This window comes from Rahnella sp. CG8 (genome assembly GCF_023701875.1).
In the GTDB taxonomy this organism is placed as follows: Bacteria; Pseudomonadota; Gammaproteobacteria; order Enterobacterales; family Enterobacteriaceae; genus Rahnella; species Rahnella aceris.
Genome location: NZ_JABAED010000009.1, coordinates 67,654 through 85,958, shown reverse-complemented (window position 1 = coordinate 85,958; position 18,305 = coordinate 67,654). Strand labels below are relative to the sequence as shown.

Annotated in this window: 20 protein-coding genes and 1 pseudogene; 15 read left to right on the top strand and 6 right to left on the bottom strand. The window is 52.5% G+C overall.

The genetic code is table 11. The features are described from left to right. The first annotated feature begins 9 nt into the window (after nucleotides 1-9). From cueO to HGO41_RS25835, 11 genes and pseudogenes are all read left to right on the top strand, one after another. Nucleotides 10-1,614, top strand: coding sequence for a multicopper oxidase CueO (gene cueO, locus HGO41_RS10805; protein ID WP_217244618.1), 1,605 nt, complete (start codon nucleotides 10-12; stop codon nucleotides 1,612-1,614). A gap of 258 nt (nucleotides 1,615-1,872) precedes the next feature. Further along, nucleotides 1,873-2,421: a PTS glucitol/sorbitol transporter subunit IIC gene (gene srlA / locus HGO41_RS10800; protein ID WP_013576965.1), complete on the top strand. Its 549-nt coding sequence runs from the start codon at nucleotides 1,873-1,875 to the stop codon at nucleotides 2,419-2,421. 47 nt (nucleotides 2,422-2,468) lie between these two features. After that, nucleotides 2,469-3,458 (top strand): PTS glucitol/sorbitol transporter subunit IIB, encoded by a 990-nt coding sequence (gene srlE, locus HGO41_RS10795; RefSeq protein WP_013576964.1) that lies wholly within the window; start codon nucleotides 2,469-2,471, stop codon nucleotides 3,456-3,458. A gap of 9 nt (nucleotides 3,459-3,467) precedes the next feature. Beyond that, the gene (gene srlB, locus HGO41_RS10790; RefSeq protein ID WP_013576963.1) at nucleotides 3,468-3,830 is read left to right on the top strand and encodes a PTS glucitol/sorbitol transporter subunit IIA; all 363 of its coding nucleotides are present in this window, start codon (nucleotides 3,468-3,470) and stop codon (nucleotides 3,828-3,830) included. 22 nt (nucleotides 3,831-3,852) lie between these two features. Then, entirely contained in the window at nucleotides 3,853-4,632 is a 780-nt protein-coding gene (gene srlD / locus HGO41_RS10785; RefSeq protein WP_013576962.1) for a sorbitol-6-phosphate dehydrogenase, read from the top strand. A gap of 86 nt (nucleotides 4,633-4,718) precedes the next feature. After that, the gene (gene gutM, locus HGO41_RS10780; protein WP_013576961.1) at nucleotides 4,719-5,081 is read left to right on the top strand and encodes a transcriptional regulator GutM; all 363 of its coding nucleotides are present in this window, start codon (nucleotides 4,719-4,721) and stop codon (nucleotides 5,079-5,081) included. Between the two features lie 79 nt (nucleotides 5,082-5,160). Continuing rightward, complete coding sequence (srlR, locus tag HGO41_RS10775) at nucleotides 5,161-5,934, top strand: glucitol operon DNA-binding transcriptional repressor SrlR (protein WP_013576960.1); 774 nt, start codon at nucleotides 5,161-5,163, stop codon at nucleotides 5,932-5,934. After that, nucleotides 5,927-6,079 (top strand): hypothetical protein, encoded by a 153-nt coding sequence (locus HGO41_RS10770; protein WP_250981022.1) that lies wholly within the window; start codon nucleotides 5,927-5,929, stop codon nucleotides 6,077-6,079. The genes srlR and HGO41_RS10770 overlap by 8 nt, the downstream gene beginning before the upstream one ends. A 4-nt stretch (nucleotides 6,080-6,083) precedes the next feature. After that, nucleotides 6,084-6,683 carry a hypothetical protein gene (locus HGO41_RS10765; RefSeq protein ID WP_112197887.1) on the top strand — a complete coding sequence of 200 codons (600 nt, stop codon included), beginning with the start codon at nucleotides 6,084-6,086 and terminating at the stop codon, nucleotides 6,681-6,683. 142 nt (nucleotides 6,684-6,825) lie between these two features. Beyond that, nucleotides 6,826-7,362, top strand: coding sequence for a hypoxanthine phosphoribosyltransferase (hpt, locus tag HGO41_RS10760; protein WP_013576959.1), 537 nt, complete (start codon nucleotides 6,826-6,828; stop codon nucleotides 7,360-7,362). A 258-nt stretch (nucleotides 7,363-7,620) separates the two neighbouring features. After that, a pseudogene (locus tag HGO41_RS25835) lies at nucleotides 7,621-7,737 on the top strand (STM2901 family protein); the annotation flags it as partial. A 1,451-nt stretch (nucleotides 7,738-9,188) separates the two neighbouring features. On the opposite strand, the gene can reads toward HGO41_RS25835, so the two are convergent. Further along, nucleotides 9,189-9,845, bottom strand: coding sequence for a carbonate dehydratase (can, locus tag HGO41_RS10755; protein WP_013576954.1), 657 nt, complete (start codon nucleotides 9,843-9,845; stop codon nucleotides 9,189-9,191). Nucleotides 9,846-9,980: 135 nt separating this feature from the next. Between can and HGO41_RS10750 the strand changes: the two genes are divergently transcribed. After that, complete coding sequence (locus HGO41_RS10750; RefSeq protein WP_013576953.1) at nucleotides 9,981-10,904, top strand: ABC transporter ATP-binding protein; 924 nt, start codon at nucleotides 9,981-9,983, stop codon at nucleotides 10,902-10,904. Continuing rightward, nucleotides 10,904-11,674 carry an ABC transporter permease gene (locus HGO41_RS10745; RefSeq protein WP_013576952.1) on the top strand — a complete coding sequence of 257 codons (771 nt, stop codon included), beginning with the start codon at nucleotides 10,904-10,906 and terminating at the stop codon, nucleotides 11,672-11,674. Before HGO41_RS10750 ends, HGO41_RS10745 begins: the two co-directional genes overlap by 1 nt. A gap of 143 nt (nucleotides 11,675-11,817) precedes the next feature. Here HGO41_RS10745 and panD read toward each other — a convergent pair whose 3' ends face one another. The 3 genes from panD to panB all read right to left on the bottom strand — a co-directional run bounded on the left by panD (nucleotide 11,818) and on the right by panB (nucleotide 13,970). Continuing rightward, entirely contained in the window at nucleotides 11,818-12,198 is a 381-nt protein-coding gene (gene panD, locus HGO41_RS10740; RefSeq protein WP_013576951.1) for an aspartate 1-decarboxylase, read from the bottom strand. Between the two features lie 108 nt (nucleotides 12,199-12,306). Continuing rightward, nucleotides 12,307-13,161: a pantoate--beta-alanine ligase gene (gene panC / locus HGO41_RS10735; RefSeq protein WP_112150944.1), complete on the bottom strand. Its 855-nt coding sequence runs from the start codon at nucleotides 13,159-13,161 to the stop codon at nucleotides 12,307-12,309. Nucleotides 13,162-13,175: 14 nt separating this feature from the next. After that, a complete protein-coding gene (panB, locus tag HGO41_RS10730; protein WP_013576949.1) occupies nucleotides 13,176-13,970 on the bottom strand; it encodes a 3-methyl-2-oxobutanoate hydroxymethyltransferase in 795 nt (264 codons plus the stop codon). 158 nt (nucleotides 13,971-14,128) lie between these two features. Here panB and qseB point away from each other — a divergent pair, with 158 nt between their 5' ends. Both qseB and qseC read left to right on the top strand, forming a co-directional pair. Continuing rightward, nucleotides 14,129-14,815: a quorum sensing response regulator transcription factor QseB gene (qseB, locus tag HGO41_RS10725; RefSeq protein ID WP_013576948.1), complete on the top strand. Its 687-nt coding sequence runs from the start codon at nucleotides 14,129-14,131 to the stop codon at nucleotides 14,813-14,815. A gap of 23 nt (nucleotides 14,816-14,838) precedes the next feature. Next, complete coding sequence (gene qseC, locus HGO41_RS10720) at nucleotides 14,839-16,197, top strand: quorum sensing histidine kinase QseC (RefSeq protein WP_250981033.1); 1,359 nt, start codon at nucleotides 14,839-14,841, stop codon at nucleotides 16,195-16,197. 5 nt (nucleotides 16,198-16,202) lie between these two features. Here the strand turns inward: qseC and folK are convergent, their stop codons facing one another. Both folK and pcnB read right to left on the bottom strand, forming a co-directional pair. Next, complete coding sequence (gene folK, locus HGO41_RS10715; RefSeq protein ID WP_037033383.1) at nucleotides 16,203-16,682, bottom strand: 2-amino-4-hydroxy-6-hydroxymethyldihydropteridine diphosphokinase; 480 nt, start codon at nucleotides 16,680-16,682, stop codon at nucleotides 16,203-16,205. Beyond that, complete coding sequence (pcnB, locus tag HGO41_RS10710; protein ID WP_037033568.1) at nucleotides 16,679-18,004, bottom strand: polynucleotide adenylyltransferase PcnB; 1,326 nt, start codon at nucleotides 18,002-18,004, stop codon at nucleotides 16,679-16,681. Before pcnB ends, folK begins: the two co-directional genes overlap by 4 nt. Between the last annotated feature and the right edge of the window lie 301 nt (nucleotides 18,005-18,305).

The window sequence follows — 18,305 nt, the reverse complement described above, 5'->3', positions numbered from 1 at the left end:
GACCGAAAAATGAACCGACGCGATTTCGTGAAGTGGACGACCCTGATGGGCGCCGCCAGTATGCTGCCCGGCTGGAGCCGCTTTGCGCTCGCCGCTGACCGCCCGGCATTGCCCATCCCGGCATTGCTCGAACCGGATATCCGCAGCGCCATTACGCTCACATTACAGCGCGGGCAGAGCCAGTTTCTGCCCGGCGTGAACACTGAAACCTGGGGCGTAAACGGTAATCTTCTCGGCCCCGCGTTGCGTATCCGTCGTGGGAAACCGGTCAGCGTCACCATCAATAACCGGCTGGATGTGGCCAGCACCGTTCACTGGCACGGGCTGGAAATTCCCGGTGACGTGGATGGCGGGCCGCAGGGATTAATCGAACCCGGCCAGAATCGCAAAGTCAGTTTGCAACTTGATCAACCCGCATCGACCTGCTGGTTCCACCCGCATCCGCATCAGACCAGCGGTTATCAGGTGGCGATGGGGCTCGCCGGGCTGGTGCTGATCGAAGATGAAAGCAGTGATCTGTTGCAGATCCCAAAACGCTGGGGCGTGGATGATATTCCGGTCATTTTGCAGGATAAGCGCCTGAACGACGCCGGTAAAATCGATTATCAGATGGACGTCATGACCGCCGCCGTCGGCTGGTTCGGGCAACACATGCTGACCAACGGCGCGGTGTATCCGCAGCACGGAATTTCCCGTGGCTGGGTACGTTTTCGTTTACTCAATGGCTGTAATGCACGTTCGCTGCACATCGCCACCAGCGATCAGCGGCCGATGTATGTCATCGCCAGTGACGGCGGTTTCCTGCCTGAGCCGGTGAAAGTCAGCGATTTGCCGCTGCTGATGGGCGAGCGTTTTGAAGTGCTGATTGATTGCAGCGACGGCAAAGCTTTTGATCTGGTCACGCTGCCGGTGAAGCAAATGGGCATGACGCTGGCACCGTTCGACAAACCGTTGCCGGTGTTACGCATTCAGCCGACGCTGACCCAAAGCGGCAGTTCATTGCCGGACACGCTGGTGCCGCTTCCGGCGCTGGTGTCAGTGGATAATCTGCCGACCCGTTGGCTGCAACTGATGATGGATCCGCAGCTTGATCAGCAGGGTATGGCGGCGCTGATGAAACGTTATGGCCACAAGGCGATGGCCGGCATGAGCATGGATCACGGCGGGGGCGGGATGGCCGCAATGCCGGGTATGTCCGGTTCCGGTCACGACGGTCATGGCGGTATGGCAGGAATGGACATGAGTCAATCGTCCGGTGGTTATGATTTCATGCAGGGCAACAAAATTAACGGCAAAGCCTACGACATGAACCTGCCCGCTTTCGATGTGAAACAAGGCCAGTATGAGAAATGGACCCTTTCGGGCGAAGGCGACATGATGCTGCATCCTTTCCATATCCACGGCACACAGTTCCGTATTCTTTCTGAAAACGGTCAGCCGGTCGCGCCCCATCGTCAGGGCTGGAAGGACATCGTGCGCGTTGAAGGCGCCCGCAGCGAAGTGCTGGTGTGCTTTAATCATCTGGCGGATAAACAACATGCTTACATGGCGCACTGTCATCTGCTGGAACACGAAGACACCGGCATGATGCTCGGCTTTACGGTATCCGCGTGATCCGGTTTACTGCTTTCCTTTCTGTAATTTCTTAAAAATCAGCGGCCGGGGGCGATCCTCCGGCCCGCGTCTTTCCTTTCCCTCCCGTTTCTTTCTTTGCCTGTGCTACTCCTTCGAATATCTATCTTTCAATTTGAAAGATTAAACTTTCAAAATGTGATCAATATATAATTAATATAAATTCAATATGATTATATTTTCAGCGTGGAGTAACAAAACATGAAAGCTTAAACCCACGTATCCCTACAGGAGAAGATGATGATCGATGTAATAACGCACGGTGCCGAGTGGTTTATCGGCCTGTTTCAAAAAGGGGGAGAGGTGTTTGTCGGCATGGTCACCGGCATTCTGCCTCTCTTAATTAGTTTGCTGGTCGTCATGAACGCGCTGATCGTGTTTGTCGGACAGCGGCGGATCGAACGTCTGGCGCAGCGTTGTGCCGGAAATCCGGTTTCACGTTATCTGCTGTTACCGGTGATTGGCACCTTTGTTTTCTGCAATCCGATGACCCTCAGCCTCGGGCGTTTTATGCCTGAAATCTACAAACCCAGCTATTACGCCGCAGGCTCCTACAGCTGCCATTCCATGAACGGACTCTTCCCGCATATTAACCCCGGCGAACTGTTTGTGTATCTCGGCGTTGCCAGCGGACTGACCACGCTGGGATTACCGCTCGGGCCGCTGGCCGTCAGTTATTTCCTGGTCGGTATGGTGACTAACTTCTTCCGCGGCTGGGTAACGGATCTCACCACCCGCATCTTTGAACGCAAGATGGGCATTCAGCTTGATCGTGAGGTTCAGTTGTAATCAGGTTCAATTCTAATCAGGTCAAATTCTAAAAAGCGGAGCAGAAAATGAGCGTTACGATTCGCATTAACCGGGGTGAAGGTGGCTGGGGTGGTCCGTTGCTGATTGAGGCGGTACCCGGCAAAAAAGTGATGTATATCACGGCGGGCACGCGCCCGGCGATTGTCGACAAGCTGGCAGAACTGACCGGCTGGGAAACGGTAGACGGTTTTAAAGAAGGTGAGCCACCGGCAGAGGAAATCGGTGTGGCGGTAATCGACTGTGGCGGCACGCTGCGCTGCGGCATCTACCCAAAGCGACGCATCCCGACGGTTAATATCCATTCGACCGGTAAATCCGGCCCGCTGGCACAATTTATTACCGAAGACATTTATGTTTCCGGTGTCCGTGAGCATGACATCGTGCTGGAAAGCGCAGAGGCGGCTGAGCCGGTAAGCGCAGCGGCTAAACCCGCACCGGCTGCGGCAGGACGCGACTACGACACCACTAAAAAAATTACCGAACAAAGCGACGGCCTGCTGGCGAAAGTCGGGATGGGGATGGGCTCCGGCGTAGCCGTTTTATTCCAGGCCGGGCGCGACACCATCGACACCGTGCTCAAAACCATCCTGCCATTTATGGCGTTCGTGGCGGCGCTGATCGGCATCATTATGGCCTCCGGGCTGGGTGATCTGGTGGCGCACGGGCTGACGCCGCTGGCGAAAAGCCCGGTCGGGTTGGTGATGCTGGCGCTGATCTGTTCCTTCCCGTTGCTTTCTCCTTTCCTCGGCCCGGGCGCGGTGATCGCGCAGGTTATCGGCGTGCTGGTGGGGGTGCAGATCGGGCTGGGCAATATCCCGCCACATCTGGCGCTGCCTGCACTTTTCGCCATCAACGCTCAGGCGGCGTGCGATTTCATTCCTGTCGGACTTTCGCTCGCCGAAGCCAAACAGGACACCGTGCGCGTCGGCGTGCCTTCGGTGCTGGTCAGCCGTTTTCTGACCGGCGCACCGACGGTACTTATCGCCTGGGCCGCTTCCGCTTTCATTTACCAGTAAGGAGTCACTGTGCAAACCATTTATCAAACCACTATTACGCAAATCGGCGATTTCGCCCGTGAAGCCTTAACCGACCAGATGCTGATCACCTTCCGTGAAGGGGCGCCAGCGGATATTCAGGATTATTGCTTCATTCACCAGCCCGGGAAAATGGAAGGGGAATTGCATCGTGGCGCGTATATGGAACTGGCTGATGTGCGTTATCCGGTGACCGCCGTGGGAGAGGTGGCGATGCAAAATCTGCGCGAGCTGGGGCATATCACCCTGCGTTTTGACGGCAGTGCCGAGGCTGAGTTTCCCGGCAGCGTACATGTAAAAGGCACCACGCCCGACGATATTCCGCTGGGCAGCGTATTGAAATTTATCGATTAACTATCAGAGTCAGGAGTCAGTTATGGAACAGGTTGCAGTCGTGATCGGCGGGGGGCAGACGCTGGGCGCATTTCTCTGTCAGGGGCTGGCTGAATCCGGCTATCGCGTGGCGGTGGCGGATTTGAATGAGAAGAATGCCGCATCGGTGGCAGAGCAGATTAACCGGCAGTTTGGCGAGGAAAGGGCGTTCGGATTTGCAGTCGATGCCACCAATGAAGCCAGCGTAGAACAACTGGCGAAAGCGGTGGATCAGACGTTCGGCAGGGTCAGTTTACTGGTATACAGCGCAGGGATGGCGAAGGCATCGCCAATCACGGATTTTGCCCTCAACGACTTTGATCTCTCGTTGCAGGTCAATCTGGTGGGATATTTCCTTTGCGCCCGTGAGTTTTCGCGCCTGATGATCCGCGACCGTATTCCGGGACGCATTATTCAGATCAACTCCAAATCCGGCAAAGTGGGCAGCAAACATAATGCCGGTTACAGCGCGGCCAAATTCGGCGGCGTGGGGCTGACACAGTCTCTGGCGCTGGATCTGGCAGAGTACGGTATTACCGTGCATTCGCTGATGCTGGGCAATTTACTCAAATCGCCGATGTTCCAGTCATTATTACCGCAATACGCCAAAAAACTGGGCATTCAGGCCGATGAAGTCGAGCAGTATTACATCGATAAAGTGCCGCTGAAACGCGGATGCGACTATCAGGATGTGCTGGATATGCTGCTGTTTTATGCCAGCGATAAAGCCTCGTATTGTACTGGTCAGTCGATCAATATCACCGGCGGTCAGGTGATGTTCTGATGTGTTCCGCCTCTGTTATGCAGGGGCGGATTACTCTGTCATTAACAACATCATGTTATTAACAACATCATGTTAAGGAGAAAATAATGACCCCGACTGCGGCATTAATATTCTGTGCGGTGCTGGCCTGGGTGGCACAAATCGCGCTCGGCTGGTGGCAGTTACAGCGCTTTAACCGGGCATTCGACAGATTGTGTTTACAGGGAAATGTGGGCGTCGGGCGTTCCGGCGGACGTTTCAAACCGAGAGTGGTACTGGCGCTGGCTTTCGATAAACAGGAAAAAGTCTGTGACGGCTTTTTACTGCGCGGCCTGACGATTTTCGCCCGCCCCCGGCCGGTAACGTCGCTTAATGGCATGAGCCGGGAACAATTGATGACAGGTGTGATCTTCCCGAAAGATCCGAATATTCAAACTGCACTATCATTAGCGATTGAACCGAAATCATGATATTTTCACTTTAAAAGCTATTATCTTTCAAAAAGAATTATGGCTGTGAATTTATCTTAAAATTTGAGCGAAAATCGTGATGAAACCTAAGCAACGGCAGGCGGCGATACTGGAGCATTTACAGCAATTTGGAAAGACGGCGGTGGACGATCTCGCCGCGCATTTCGCCACAACCGGCACCACTATCCGCAAAGATCTCACCCTGCTGGAAGAAGAGGGTGCAGTAATCCGCACTTACGGCGGTGTGGTGCTCAGCCGTGAAGAAGGCGACCAGCCTATCGACCGTAAAACCCACATTAATACCGGAAAAAAATTGCGCATTGCCCGCGCAGCTATTCAGGAAATTCAGGACGGCGACTCGCTGATTTTTGATGCGGGCAGCACCGTGATGCAGATGGTGCCTTTCCTCAGTCAGTTTAATAACATCACCGTCATGACCAACAGCCTGCATATCGTCAATGCGCTGGTGGAACTGGATAATGACCAGACCATCCTGATGCCGGGCGGCACCTATCGCAAAAAATCCTCCTCCTTCCACGGCAGTCTGGCCGAAAGCGCGTTTGATAAATTCAATTTCGACAAACTGTTTATCGGCGCAGATGGCGTCGATCTCGACGGCGGTGTTACCACATTCAACGAAGTTCACGGCGTCAGTCAGGCGATGTGTAAAGCGGCTGAGCGTATTTTCCTGCTGGTGGATTCGTCAAAATTTGGCCGCAAAAGCCCGAATGTGGTGTGCCACTTAGGCAAGGTCGATACGCTGATCACCGACAGCGGGCTTAGCAGCCAATACCGCGATGCCATCGAAAAATTGGGGATCCGCATTATTCTGGTCGGGGAAGACGATGAGTGACGCATTACTGAATTACGCATGTAAAACGCTGGAAATTGAAGAAACCCGCCAGTTACGGACGCGGCCGGATGATAATTTCCGCAGCGTCCGGGAAACGGTGACATATGCTGTCGACATCATTAACCGTATTTTTCAGACCAGATAAACACATGCAAACAATTAATCCGCAGTATTTTTCCTGTAGTACCTCGTGTCTGGGTTATATCGACAGGAGTTTGATTGACTGGAAATCAGCCAGCCCAGGCCAATGGTTTATCGGGGTACTTGATACGTGCAAAAAAATGATTTCACTCGTTCCGGTGAATGTTTTCGATCGTTCAATGGGACATCTAAATGAGCAAACACTTACGAACCAGTCTCAGCAAGGAATGAACCGTTATGCTTCCGGGGCAGCGGGAGAAAAATGGGGGCGCTCAAGCATGCCTGATTTTTTAAAGAGCAGGCCCGCAGGAATGACACATCATATGGCGGTTGCTTTGGAATCAGGTTTTTCTAAAGAAAGTTCATTAGGTTTTGTTCTCATTAAAATCAATAACAATTTTGCTCAGATGAAAACAACGTCGACCTCTTTAAATGGCGATAAGCCTGGTTTTCTTGTTAACCATAGTTTTTCTCGGGCAACGGCCTTTAAAACCTCTGCCTTTTCCCCTACGGGTGCCCAGATGCCTGCTCAATGGCGGAATGCACTGGTTATGTATCTGAAAAATGGTGCTTTTGGGATAAAAAATATCGCGGTATCTAATGATTAAGTTTAGCTGACCCGGTTACACAGGAAGCTGACACCAGCGTTACTCATCGGCGGGTTCTTTGATATAATCCTTTCCACTATATGGTCGCTGTTTTTCTGAAAAACAGCGATAAGTATTCTTAAATCAGGTGGTTAGTTTTTATATGAAACATCGTGTTGACGTCATGATTTCCGAAGAGGAAGTCAAAACCCGAATTGCCGAGTTGGGCCGTGAAATCACCGAACACTACCGCGACAGCGGCAGCGAAATGGTGCTGGTTGGATTGCTGCGCGGTTCTTTCATGTTTATGGCTGACCTGTGTCGCGCCGTGGACGTGCCGCACGAAGTGGATTTCATGACTGCCTCCAGTTATGGCAACGGCATGTCTACCACCCGCGACGTTAAGATTCTCAAAGATCTCGACGAAGACATTCGCGGTAAAGATGTGTTGATCGTCGAAGACATTATCGACTCCGGCAATACGCTGAGCAAAGTGCGTGAAATCCTGCAACTGCGTGGCCCGAAATCTCTGGCCATTTGTACCCTGCTGGATAAACCCGAGCGCCGCGAAGTGGACGTAAAAGTCGAATACGTCGGTTTCCCGATCCCCGACGAATTCGTTGTCGGCTACGGCATCGACTACGCCCAGCGTTATCGCCATCTGCCGTATGTTGGTAAGGTTGTGATGCTGGACGAGTAAAGTTCGGCTGCGCCCCGCACAGCAGTTAATTAAAAACGGCCTTCAGATTTGGAGGCCGTTTTTTTATATTCATTTCAAATAATAAATAATCTATTCAACTTATCTGTTGTATGCCCGGTAAAATTAAAATTGAAAATTATGCTTTTTAGGTATAGGTTATTTTTAATATTTACATGGATTATTATAGTTTCATATAACGCATGTCAGTTAATGGAGTAAATAAGTTAATGAAAATAATCAGGGATGAAAAGATAAAAACTAGATACAGTTGAGGAACTTAACGGTACTTATTTCTATGCAGGAAAATCGAACCTGACTGCAGGAGAATTATTTTTCATGATTTGCTGTGAAAATGTCATTAATAAAAAATCCTTGCGGGTACTGCATGCCGTTCTCCTCCATAAAGCCGGGGTTGGAATACAGTGGTTTTCCCAGGAAAATAACTTCAAGTAACCTCCTCATTTACCGTCGTTACGATTCCAGGCTCAAAGCGACCTCTGTGTCTGCAAAATGTTGCTTGGGTGAATAAAGTAAGAGGGTAGACAGAGGAGGTAACTAAATCATAGTGCTATAACCTCAGTGCCTTATATAACAAAAAATATTTTACACTAAATCAGCGGGTTCTTTTTCCTCCAAATATAGTTATCCCTGTTTTTTATTCTGAAAAATAACCATGGCATAACCCAGGCAAGTAAGAATAAAGGTATCGCTAAAATGACAGATAGATTAACAAAGTTATAGTTTTGGTAGAGTAACAGGATTAAAAGAGCTGAAATAAAAATCAAGATGATCCGCAAATATAAAATTAACTTCCTCGTAGGTCTGTCAATATAGGCCATGATGATTTCAGCACCACAATAAGGACATAGGGTGCTGTTTTCCTTTAATTTACTATCACAGAATCCGCATGTAGCATGCTCATCAACATGATTACTTTTCACGTAAACCTCTCGGACTGACTTTTGCTGTGTATGAATTTTTGCTAAATGTTATTTATTTGATTTTATTATCTTAATTAGTACTCTTTATCTCGAGTGTACTTTACATAATTTCTTTTGAAATTAGCAAGGGGATTTTTCTTGCAAACCGTAAGGGAATATGTGGTGGTTCTGTTAGTTTTTAGTAATGACTTCTTTTACCAAGATTGTTCTTATTTTGAATTTCTATATACAACCCTTATCTGAACAGGGGATAGGTTTTGTAATATAAATTATGGCTAAGACGTTTCCTAGTAAGCTTGCCATGTGAATTTTTATTGAATACCTTGCTGACTACTTCTTAATGCGGCTGAAATAAAAATCGGCAGGGGTAGCGAAAAGAACAGGCCAGGAATTGTAAAAAGCTCATACGCTAATGTTTCTGACTATCCATGCGCTGAGAGAACAAGACATTGTTCTTATTTACACGTTATTTGCTCGCTTGTCTGGCATCCGGTGTCATTTAAACTCATTTTTGTTTCGTAATACTTACTCAGGGCTTTGTTTATGATTAGATTTTCTGGACAGATACAAGTGATACTAATCTCCTCTCCCTGTGTTGAACCCCGACAGGCGTCGATTCTCCGTGATTGAGCTTTTAGTCAACCCGCAGTTATTGACAGAACGCCGGGGCGCGCCGGAGACGCTTTTTGCGGTCAAAACCTCCGGATCAGGGGCAGAAGCAACGATGCGCTATTCTGGTGCGTGCTTATATCTCCGTCGACAATTGAGAACATCAGACTGACAGGTTCAGATACTGTTGAACGGCGCTGAGTAATAAAAAGGCACTAAAAAAGGCACATTTTTGTGCCTTTTGTTTTTTGAATTTCTGTAGAGTAGGGCGGCTTGTTATTGCGGGTCGCCGTTCAGCAAGGCGGAGACGCCCTGACGGTAGCGCTGTTCCAGTGTTTCGCGGCTGGTGGCGTCAACTTCTAGGTTGCGCAGACGTCCGTCCAGAATGCCGTAAACCCAGCCGTGCAGCGTGACTTTCTGGCCGCGTTTCCAGGCCGATTGCATCACGGTGGAGTGGCCGAGGTTGTAAACTTGCTCAACCACGTTCAGTTCACATAACTTATCGAGGCGCTTCTCTGGCGACAGTTCGCCCAGCAGGGAACTGTGTTTGTACCAGATGTCCCGGATATGCAACAACCAGTTATTAATCAAACCCAGTTCAGGGTTTTCAACCGCCGACTGCACACCGCCACAGCCGTAGTGACCGCAGATAATCACGTGTTCGACTTCCAGCACGTCGATAGCATATTGCACAACGGACAGGCAGTTAAGGTCGGTGTGGATGACCAGGTTGGCAACGTTACGGTGAACGAACAGTTCGCCTGGCTCAAGCCCTGTCAGGCGCTCGGCGGGAACACGGCTGTCAGAACAGCCAATCCACAGAAAGCGGGGTTTTTGAGATTGGGAAAGCCGCTCAAAGAAACCAGGATCTTCATCAATCATGGTTTTGGACCAGGCTGCGTTATTGCTGATGAGTCTTTCTATGTCATTCATTGATGTTAATAGCCTGTGTTACGAGCTGACTGCGATGGAGTAATATAGGGCAATGCCCCGACTTTTCAAACTGATTCGGCATCTCCGTTTACTCATTCTTACAACAGGGTTTTCACAAGAAGGTACGCTCCCTTTATGAATTATGCATTGGAACTGGAAAAGTTAACCAAAACTTACGCCGGTGGTGTACAGGCTTTGCGTGGAATCGATCTGCGCGTCGAAGCTGGCGATTTTTATGCCCTGCTTGGGCCAAATGGTGCGGGTAAATCCACCACCATTGGCATCATCAGTTCACTGGTCAACAAAACCGCCGGCAAAGTGCAGGTGTTTGGCTATGACATCGATAAAGATATCGTCAACGCTAAACGTCAGCTCGGGCTGGTGCCGCAGGAATTTAACTTCAACCCGTTTGAAACCGTCATGCAGGTGGTGGTTAATCAGGCCGGTTATTACGGCGTGCCACGTCCGCTGGCATTGCAACGTGCTGAAAAATATCTGACGCAGTTGGATCTCTGGGGCAAACGCAACGAGCGTTCGCGCATGCTGTCCGGCGGGATGAAGCGTCGTCTGATGATCGCCCGTGCGCTGATGCACGAGCCAAAATTGCTGATCCTCGATGAGCCAACGGCGGGTGTGGATATCGAATTACGTCGCTCAATGTGGGGTTTCCTGAAAGAGCTGAACGCACAGGGCACGACCATCATTCTGACCACGCACTATCTGGAAGAAGCGGAAATGCTGTGCCGTAACATCGGTATTATTCAGGGCGGTCAGTTGGTGGAAAACACCAGCATGAAGGAACTGCTCTCGAAGCTGAAATCTGAAACTTTCATTCTGGATTTAGGGGCGAAAAGCCCGCTGCCGGTGCTGGAAGGTTATCGCAGTAAGCTGACGGATACGTCAACGCTGGAAGTGGAAGTCATGCGCGAGCAGGGACTGAATTCCCTGTTCAGCCAGCTGAGCAAGCAGGGCGTGCAGGTATTGAGTATGCGTAACAAGGCGAACCGTCTGGAAGAGCTGTTTGTCACGCTGGTGAACGGCAGCGAGGAAAAGAAATAATGTCGCAATTGTATTGGGTGGCACTCAAAAGTATCTGGCTGAAAGAGATCAACCGGTTTGGTCGCATCTGGATCCAAACGCTGGTTCCGCCGGTCATCACCATGACCTTATATTTCATCATCTTTGGTAATCTGATCGGCGCACAGATTGGCAACATGCACGGTTTCACCTACATGCAGTTTATCGTGCCGGGGCTTATCATGATGGCGGTGATCACTAACTCCTACGCCAACGTGGCCTCGTCGTTCTTCAGCGCCAAATTCCAGCGCAATATTGAAGAACTGCTGGTGGCTCCGGTGCCGACGCATGTCGTTATTGCCGGTTATGTCGGCGGCGGCGTGGCGCGCGGGATCTGCGTGGGGATCCTGGTCACGGCGATCTCGTTGTTCTTCGTGCCGCTGGTGATCCATTCCTGGTGGATCATTGCGCTGACACTGTTACTGACCGCGATCCTGTTTTCTCTGGGCGGTCTGCTGAACGCCGTGTTTGCAACAACGTTTGATGACATCAGCCTGATCCCGACCTTTGTGCTGACCCCGCTGACCTATCTGGGTGGCGTGTTTTACTCGCTTTCCCTGTTGCCGCCAATCTGGCAGGCGATCTCTAAGCTGAACCCGATCGTCTACATGATCAGCGGTTTCCGTTACGGTTTCCTGGGGATTTCTGACGTGCCGCTGGTGTTTACCATGAGCGTGCTGGTGGCATTTATCGCGGTGTTTTATTGGCTGGCGTGGTACTTGATCGAGCGCGGGCGTGGTCTGAGAAGTTGATTTTTTTGTGCTCCCTCCCCTGCGAAGGGGAGGGCTGGGGTGGGGTATCAAGGTCAAAAACTAAATTCGAAGTGTGCTTTAACTCATTGCTTTGTATTTAAAACCCCCTCCCATCCTTCCCCTTCGCAGGGGAAGGCGTTTTATCAAGCCACCTGAACCGGCACGGCTTTGGCGGTGCGTTTCAGTTGGTTTTCACCTTCGAAATAGGCCACTTTCGGTTTGTGCTGGCGGGCTTGTTCATCTGACATCTGCACGTAAGAACAGATGATCAGCAGATCGCCGACACAGGCACAACGCGCTGCCGCGCCGTTGACTGAAATAATACGCGAACCGCGTTCTGCCGCGATGGCGTATGTCGAGAAACGCTGACCGTTATCAACGTTATAAATATCAATTGCTTCGTATTCCAGAATGCCTGAGGCATCGAGAAAGTCCTGATCGATGGCGCAGGAGCCTTCGTAATGCAAATCTGCCTGAGTTACGTGAACCCGGTGCAGTTTGCCTTGCAGCATTGTACGTACCATTGCGTGTGACCCTTCGTGCGTAAATAGTCTGGGAACCCGCCGGGCTGACATAGCCAAATACTGATGTTTTCCGGCGGCCAACATAGTTGCCGATTTGACCTGCGCTGTCTACTGCGTCAGATCAACCTCCTGATTATCAATCAGTCTGGCTTTACCCAGCCAGGCCGCCATCAGGATCACCGCAGATGTGCTGTCGACGGACAACTCCTGCAAGGTTTTCGCATCACGGATAAACAGTTCGTCCGGCGTGAAACCCGCTTCGCGAAGTTGCTGCGCGGTTTCCTGCAACATTTCATCGACATGGCGCTCGCCCTGGCTCAGCCGTTCAGCCAGCGCATTCATGATTTTGTTAAGCTGGGGTGCGAGTTTACGTTCCTCGGCAGTCAGATAGCCGTTGCGTGAACTCAGTGCCAGACCGTCTTTAGCGCGCACAATTGGCACGCCCACTATCTCAATATCGTAGCCCATGTCTTCCACCATGGTGCGCAGCAGCGCCAGTTGCTGGAAGTCTTTTTGCCCGAAACAGGCCACCTGCGGCTGCACCAGATTGAACAGTTTGCTGACGATGGTGGAGACGCCACGGAAATGCCCCGGGCGGCTCGCGCCTTCCAGAATGGTGGAAATCACCGGCACATCAACCTGTGTTTGGGTTGCCAGACCTTTCGGATAGACTTCTGCCGGTGACGGTGCAAATACCAGATCCACGCCGCGTTTGTTCAGCTTCTCGCAGTCTTCCTGCAAGGTGCGCGGATAACGCTCGAGGTCATCCGGGCGCTCGAACTGCATCGGGTTGACGAAAATACTCACCACGACCACATCGCCGCGGGCTTTGGCTTCTTCCACCAGCGTCATATGGCCTTCGTGCAGATTGCCCATGGTCGGCACCAGCGCGATACGTTTGTTATTCTTACGAAAATCCCGGATTTCGCGACGCAGCAGCGCCACGCTGTCAATTATCAACACCAGCCTTCTCCCGATTATTTAAAGGAATGTTCTTCACCCGGATACACGCCTTGCGCGACCTGATCAACATACAAACGCACCGCGCCACGAATATCGCCTGCTTCGCTGAGGAAGTCTTTGGCGAATTTTGGCGTATGGCCGCCGGTAATGCCGAATGCGTCGTGCATCACCAGAATCTGGCCGTCGGTCACATTGCCTGCGCCGATGCCGATAACCGGAATACTGAGTTCTTCGGTGACGCGGCGTGCCAGATCGACCGGCACACATTCCAGCACCAGCAGTTGCGCACCCGCTTCTTCGAGCATCATCGCATCTTTGATCAGCTGATTGGCGGCGACTTCATCGCGACCCTGAACTTTGTAGCCGCCGAAAATATTCACCGACTGTGGCGTCAGCCCCAGATGGCCACACACCGGCACTGCGCGTTCGGTCAGCATTCTGACCGTATCACACAGCCAGCTTCCGCCTTCGAGTTTGACCATATTGCCGCCCGCGCGCATCAGCACGGCGGCGCTTTCAAACGCCTGCTCCGGCGTGGCGTAACTCATGAACGGCAGGTCAGCGAGCAATAACGCGTGAGGTGCGCCGCGACGCACACAACGCGTATGGTAAGCAATTTCTTCTACCGTCACTGGCAGGGTGGAATCCTGACCCTGAACGACCATGCCCAGAGAATCGCCAATCAGCATGACGCTGATCCCTTGTTCCGCAAACAGCTGCGCAAAACTGGCGTCATACGCGGTAATGGTCGCAAATTTATGTTTTTCCTGCTTCCATTGGCGAAGCTGGCTCAGCGTGGTTGGTTTCATGAACACGTTCCTTTGAATAATTCATCGGATGAATACGATGCCAGTATTCTACTGTATGAGCCGAAAGTCAGACAGCTTGTTTGATAACGGGCAGGATGATCTGTGTCTTAAGAAGTGATTAAGAAGCCTCGGCTATAATGGCAAAAACGGAGGGAACCATGCGAATTCTATTGATTGAAGACGACAAGATGATTGGCGACGGCATCAAAGCCGGGCTGGCGAAACTGGGTTTTACGCTCGACTGGTTTACCGACGGGCTGACCGGCAAGGCCGCGCTTGACAGTGCGCCGTACGATGCCGTGATCCTCGATTTAAGCCTGCCGGGTATGGATGGTATGCAGCTTTTGCGTGAATGGCGAAAGGCTGGCCGGGATACGCCAGTGCTTATCCTCACCGCGCGCGATGCGCTGGAGCAGCGCGTCGGCGGGTTGCAGGCCGGTGCCGATGATTATCTGTGTAAGCCATTCGCGCTGGTGGAAGTCGCAGCACGGTTGCAGGCGCTGATCCGCCGTCGCCACGGCGTGATAACGCCGAAGGTAACCCATGGCGCAGTGGAATTTGATCCCGCAGCCCGCAGTGTGACGCTCAACGGAGAAGCCGTGACGCTGACCCCGCGTGAAGTGACTGTGCTGGAGTTATTTCTTCGCAACAAAGGTCGTGTGCTGGCGCGTACGCTTATTCAGGAAAAGCTCTACAGCTGGGAAGACGAGGTCAGCAGTAACGCGGTGGAAGTCCATATTCACCATCTGCGCAGCAAACTTGGCAAAGGCTTTATTCGCACCGTGCATGGCGTGGGGTACACGCTCGGGGATGAGATAAAACCGGGTGAAGGAGGGGAAGCGTGAGGCGGCTGAAGAAACTGCAAAAGCTGAACAATCTGAGTCTGCGCCTGCGCCTTATCCTGCTTTTTTCCCTGCTGGCGCTGCTGACCTGGCTGATTGCCAGCGGTGTGGCGTGGCATCAGACCCGCAAACATATCAACGAAGTTTTCGATACCCAGCAGATGCTGTTCGCCAAACGTCTGGCTGCCACCGGCTTAGGCGACCGGCTCAATCTGCAAAAAGACACTGAGCTGCCGGACACTAAAAAATTGGTCCGCAAGGGCTCACGCGGCCATACCGATGACGACGCGCTGACGTTTGCCATCTTCAATCGTCACGGGCAGATGCTGCTCAATGATGGCGAGAACGGCAAACGCATCCGTTTTGACGGTGACACGCAGGGGTTTAACGATGTCGAGCTGAGAGGGGACAGCGATGTCTGGCGTATGGTCTGGCTGACTTCGCCGGACGGACAATATCGCGTCGCGGTCGGGCAGGAACAGGATTACCGCAATGATATGGCCTGGAGCCTGGTGAGTGGCCAGCTGACGCCGTGGCTGGCTTCGTTGCCCATTTTGTTACTGGCGCTGATTGTGATGGTGACGCTTGAACTGCGGCCGCTGCGCCGCGTGGCGGAAGGCTTGCGTCAGCGCTCGCCGGAAGATGCCGCGCCCATCGAGACTCATCAGTTACCCGGCGAGGTGTTGCCGCTGGCAAATGCGCTCAATTCTCTGTTTGACCGTACGAGTGAGATGCTGGTGCGTGAACGGCGGTTTACGTCTGATGCCGCTCACGAGCTGCGCAGTCCGCTGGCGGCTTTACGTGTGCAAACCGAAGTCGTACAGCTTTCCGGCGATGACGCTGAAATGCGCGACCATGCGCTGGAAAATCTGACGATCAGTATTGATCGCGCTACGCGGCTGGTGGATCAACTGCTGACACTTTCTCGGCTGGAAAGTTTTTCCACGCCTGAAGAGCTGGAATGTATCGACTGGCCTTCGCTGGTCGCTCAAAGTCTGGCGGAACAGGATTACCGCGCGCACGGCAAAGGTATCGAATTACGTTTTGAACAGCAGGGCGTTCCGCCTGAAATGCGTGGTCAGTCGCTGCTGCTTTCGCTGATGGTGCGCAATCTGCTGGATAACGCGATCCGTTATTCGCCAGCCGGAACCTGCGTGACGGTGCGACTGAAACCGTGGGGAATGACGGTTGAAGATCAGGGGCCGGGCATCAGCAATGAACATCTGGCAAGGCTCGGTGAGCGTTTTTACCGGCCACCGGGACAGGAACAAACGGGCAGCGGATTGGGGATTTCGATCGTACAAAGGATCGCGCAGTTACATCATCTGAACGTGGTTTATCAAAATAGAGCAGAAGGTGGGCTGGAAGTGCGGGTAAGTCGCTGAGCGACTTACCATTGGGTCAGACCGTTAAGCGGCACGCGGGCGAGCAGAGTTTGCAAGGTTTCGCCGTCAGGGAACACCAGTTCTGGTGCCAGATCGGCCAGCGGATACAGCATGAATTCGCGGTTTTTCATGTCGTAATGCGGCACCGTTAAACGCTCGGTGTTGATCACCTGATCGCCATAAATCAGCATATCAAGATCTAACGTCCGCGGCCCCCAGCGTTCGGCTTTGCGAACGCGTCCCTGATTTTGCTCGATCCCTTGTGTGCAATCGAGCAACTCTTCCGGCGGCAGCAGCGTATCGAGCGCCACCACAGCATTCAGATAATCAGGTTGATCCTGTGGCCCCAGCGGTTTACTGCGGTAAAACGGGGATGCGGCCACAAAGCGGGTGCGCGGCAAATGTGCCAGCGCCTCCAGCGCACAGTTTACCTGGTCAAGCGGACGGGCAAGATTACTGCCCAGAGCCAGGTAAACGCGGATCATTGACCGCCATCCTTGCGCGGCGCCCGTTTACGCGGACGGCGGGTACGTGCACGGCGTGCAGGTACAGCGTCGTCACCCAACGTACCGAGCATGCTTTTCTGCGATGCCGGTGTCGCTTCCTGGAACTCGCCCCACCACTGCGCCAGACTCTGCAATTCGCGGTGCTGTTCGACTTCAGCGCGCAGTACCAGTAAATCATACGCCGCGCGGAACTTAGGATGCTCCATCAGCTTGTGCGCACGTTTGCCCTGACGACGTGACAGGCGCAGTTGCAGCGCCCAGATATCACGTACCAGCGTGGTAATACGTTTTGGAATGGCCAGCGTACGGCATTGCTCGTCGAGCACATCGTTCATTGCCAGCGCGAAGGCGTCGTAATAGGTCAGACCGCCTTCCTGCGCCAGCTTCTGTGCATGCTCGATCACCGGATACCACAGCATAGCGGCGAACAGGAACGCCGGATTGACGCGCTGATCGTTATGCAGACGGTGGTCGGTATTTTTCAGCACCTGAATCAGAATGTGTTCCATCGGGCTGTCGCCTTGCTCAGTAAACTGGCGGGCAATCAGCGGGAACAACGGCTGGAACAGCTGGTATTCACAAAGCTTTTTATACGTCTCGTAACCGTAACCGGCCTGCAACAGCTTCAGGGATTCTTCGAACAGACGCGCTGGCGGGATTTCCTGTAACAGCGTTGCCAGACGTGGGATCGGTTCGGCCGTTTCCGGGCTGATTTTCATGTCCAGTTTGGCTGCGAAACGAACTGCGCGCAGCATACGCACCGGATCTTCACGATAACGGGTTTCAGGATCACCGATCAGACGGATGATGCCGTTTTCCAGGTCGCGCAGACCACCGGTGTAATCACGTACGGTGAAGTCCGCGACGCCGTAATACAGGCTGTTAATGGTGAAGTCACGGCGCTGGGCGTCGTCTTCAATGGTGCCGAAAATGTTGTCGCGCAGCAGCATGCCGTTCACAGCCTGCTGGGATACGTTTTTATCTTCGGTTTCTTCGTGCTGTTCATGGTGACCGCGGAACGTCGCCACTTCGATGATTTCCGGCCCAAACATCACGTGAGCCAGACGAAAACGACGACCAACCAGGCGGCAGTTACGGAACAGTTTGCGTACCTGATCCGGCGTTGCGTTGGTGGTGATGTCGAAATCTTTGGGTTTTTTATCCAGCAGCAAATCACGCACACCGCCGCCGACCAGGAAGGCTTCAAAGCCAGACTTGTTCAGGCGGTACAAGACTTTCAGGGCGTTTTCGCTGATATCACGACGAGAAATATTGTGCTCATCGCGGGGAATAATGGTCATCGCACGGGTTTCACCGGCGTAATCGAATGAGGGGCGCGGTTTCTGTACATGTTCGACAGAAGGGCGCGGAGCGCGCTGTATGTTGCGGTCGGCGCGCGGCTCGTTATTACGATCACCACGGTTATCGCTGCGTTCACCACGCGGCGGATAAGATGAAGAAGAGCGGCGGCTGTTGTTATTGCGGCGTTCGCCTCTGTTCGCGTTGTCTTCCCGACGGCCGCGATTTTCACGACGTTCAGGATTGTTTGCCTTCACATTGCCTTCGGCCACAGGAGACGGATCACGACGGGAATTCTCCTCG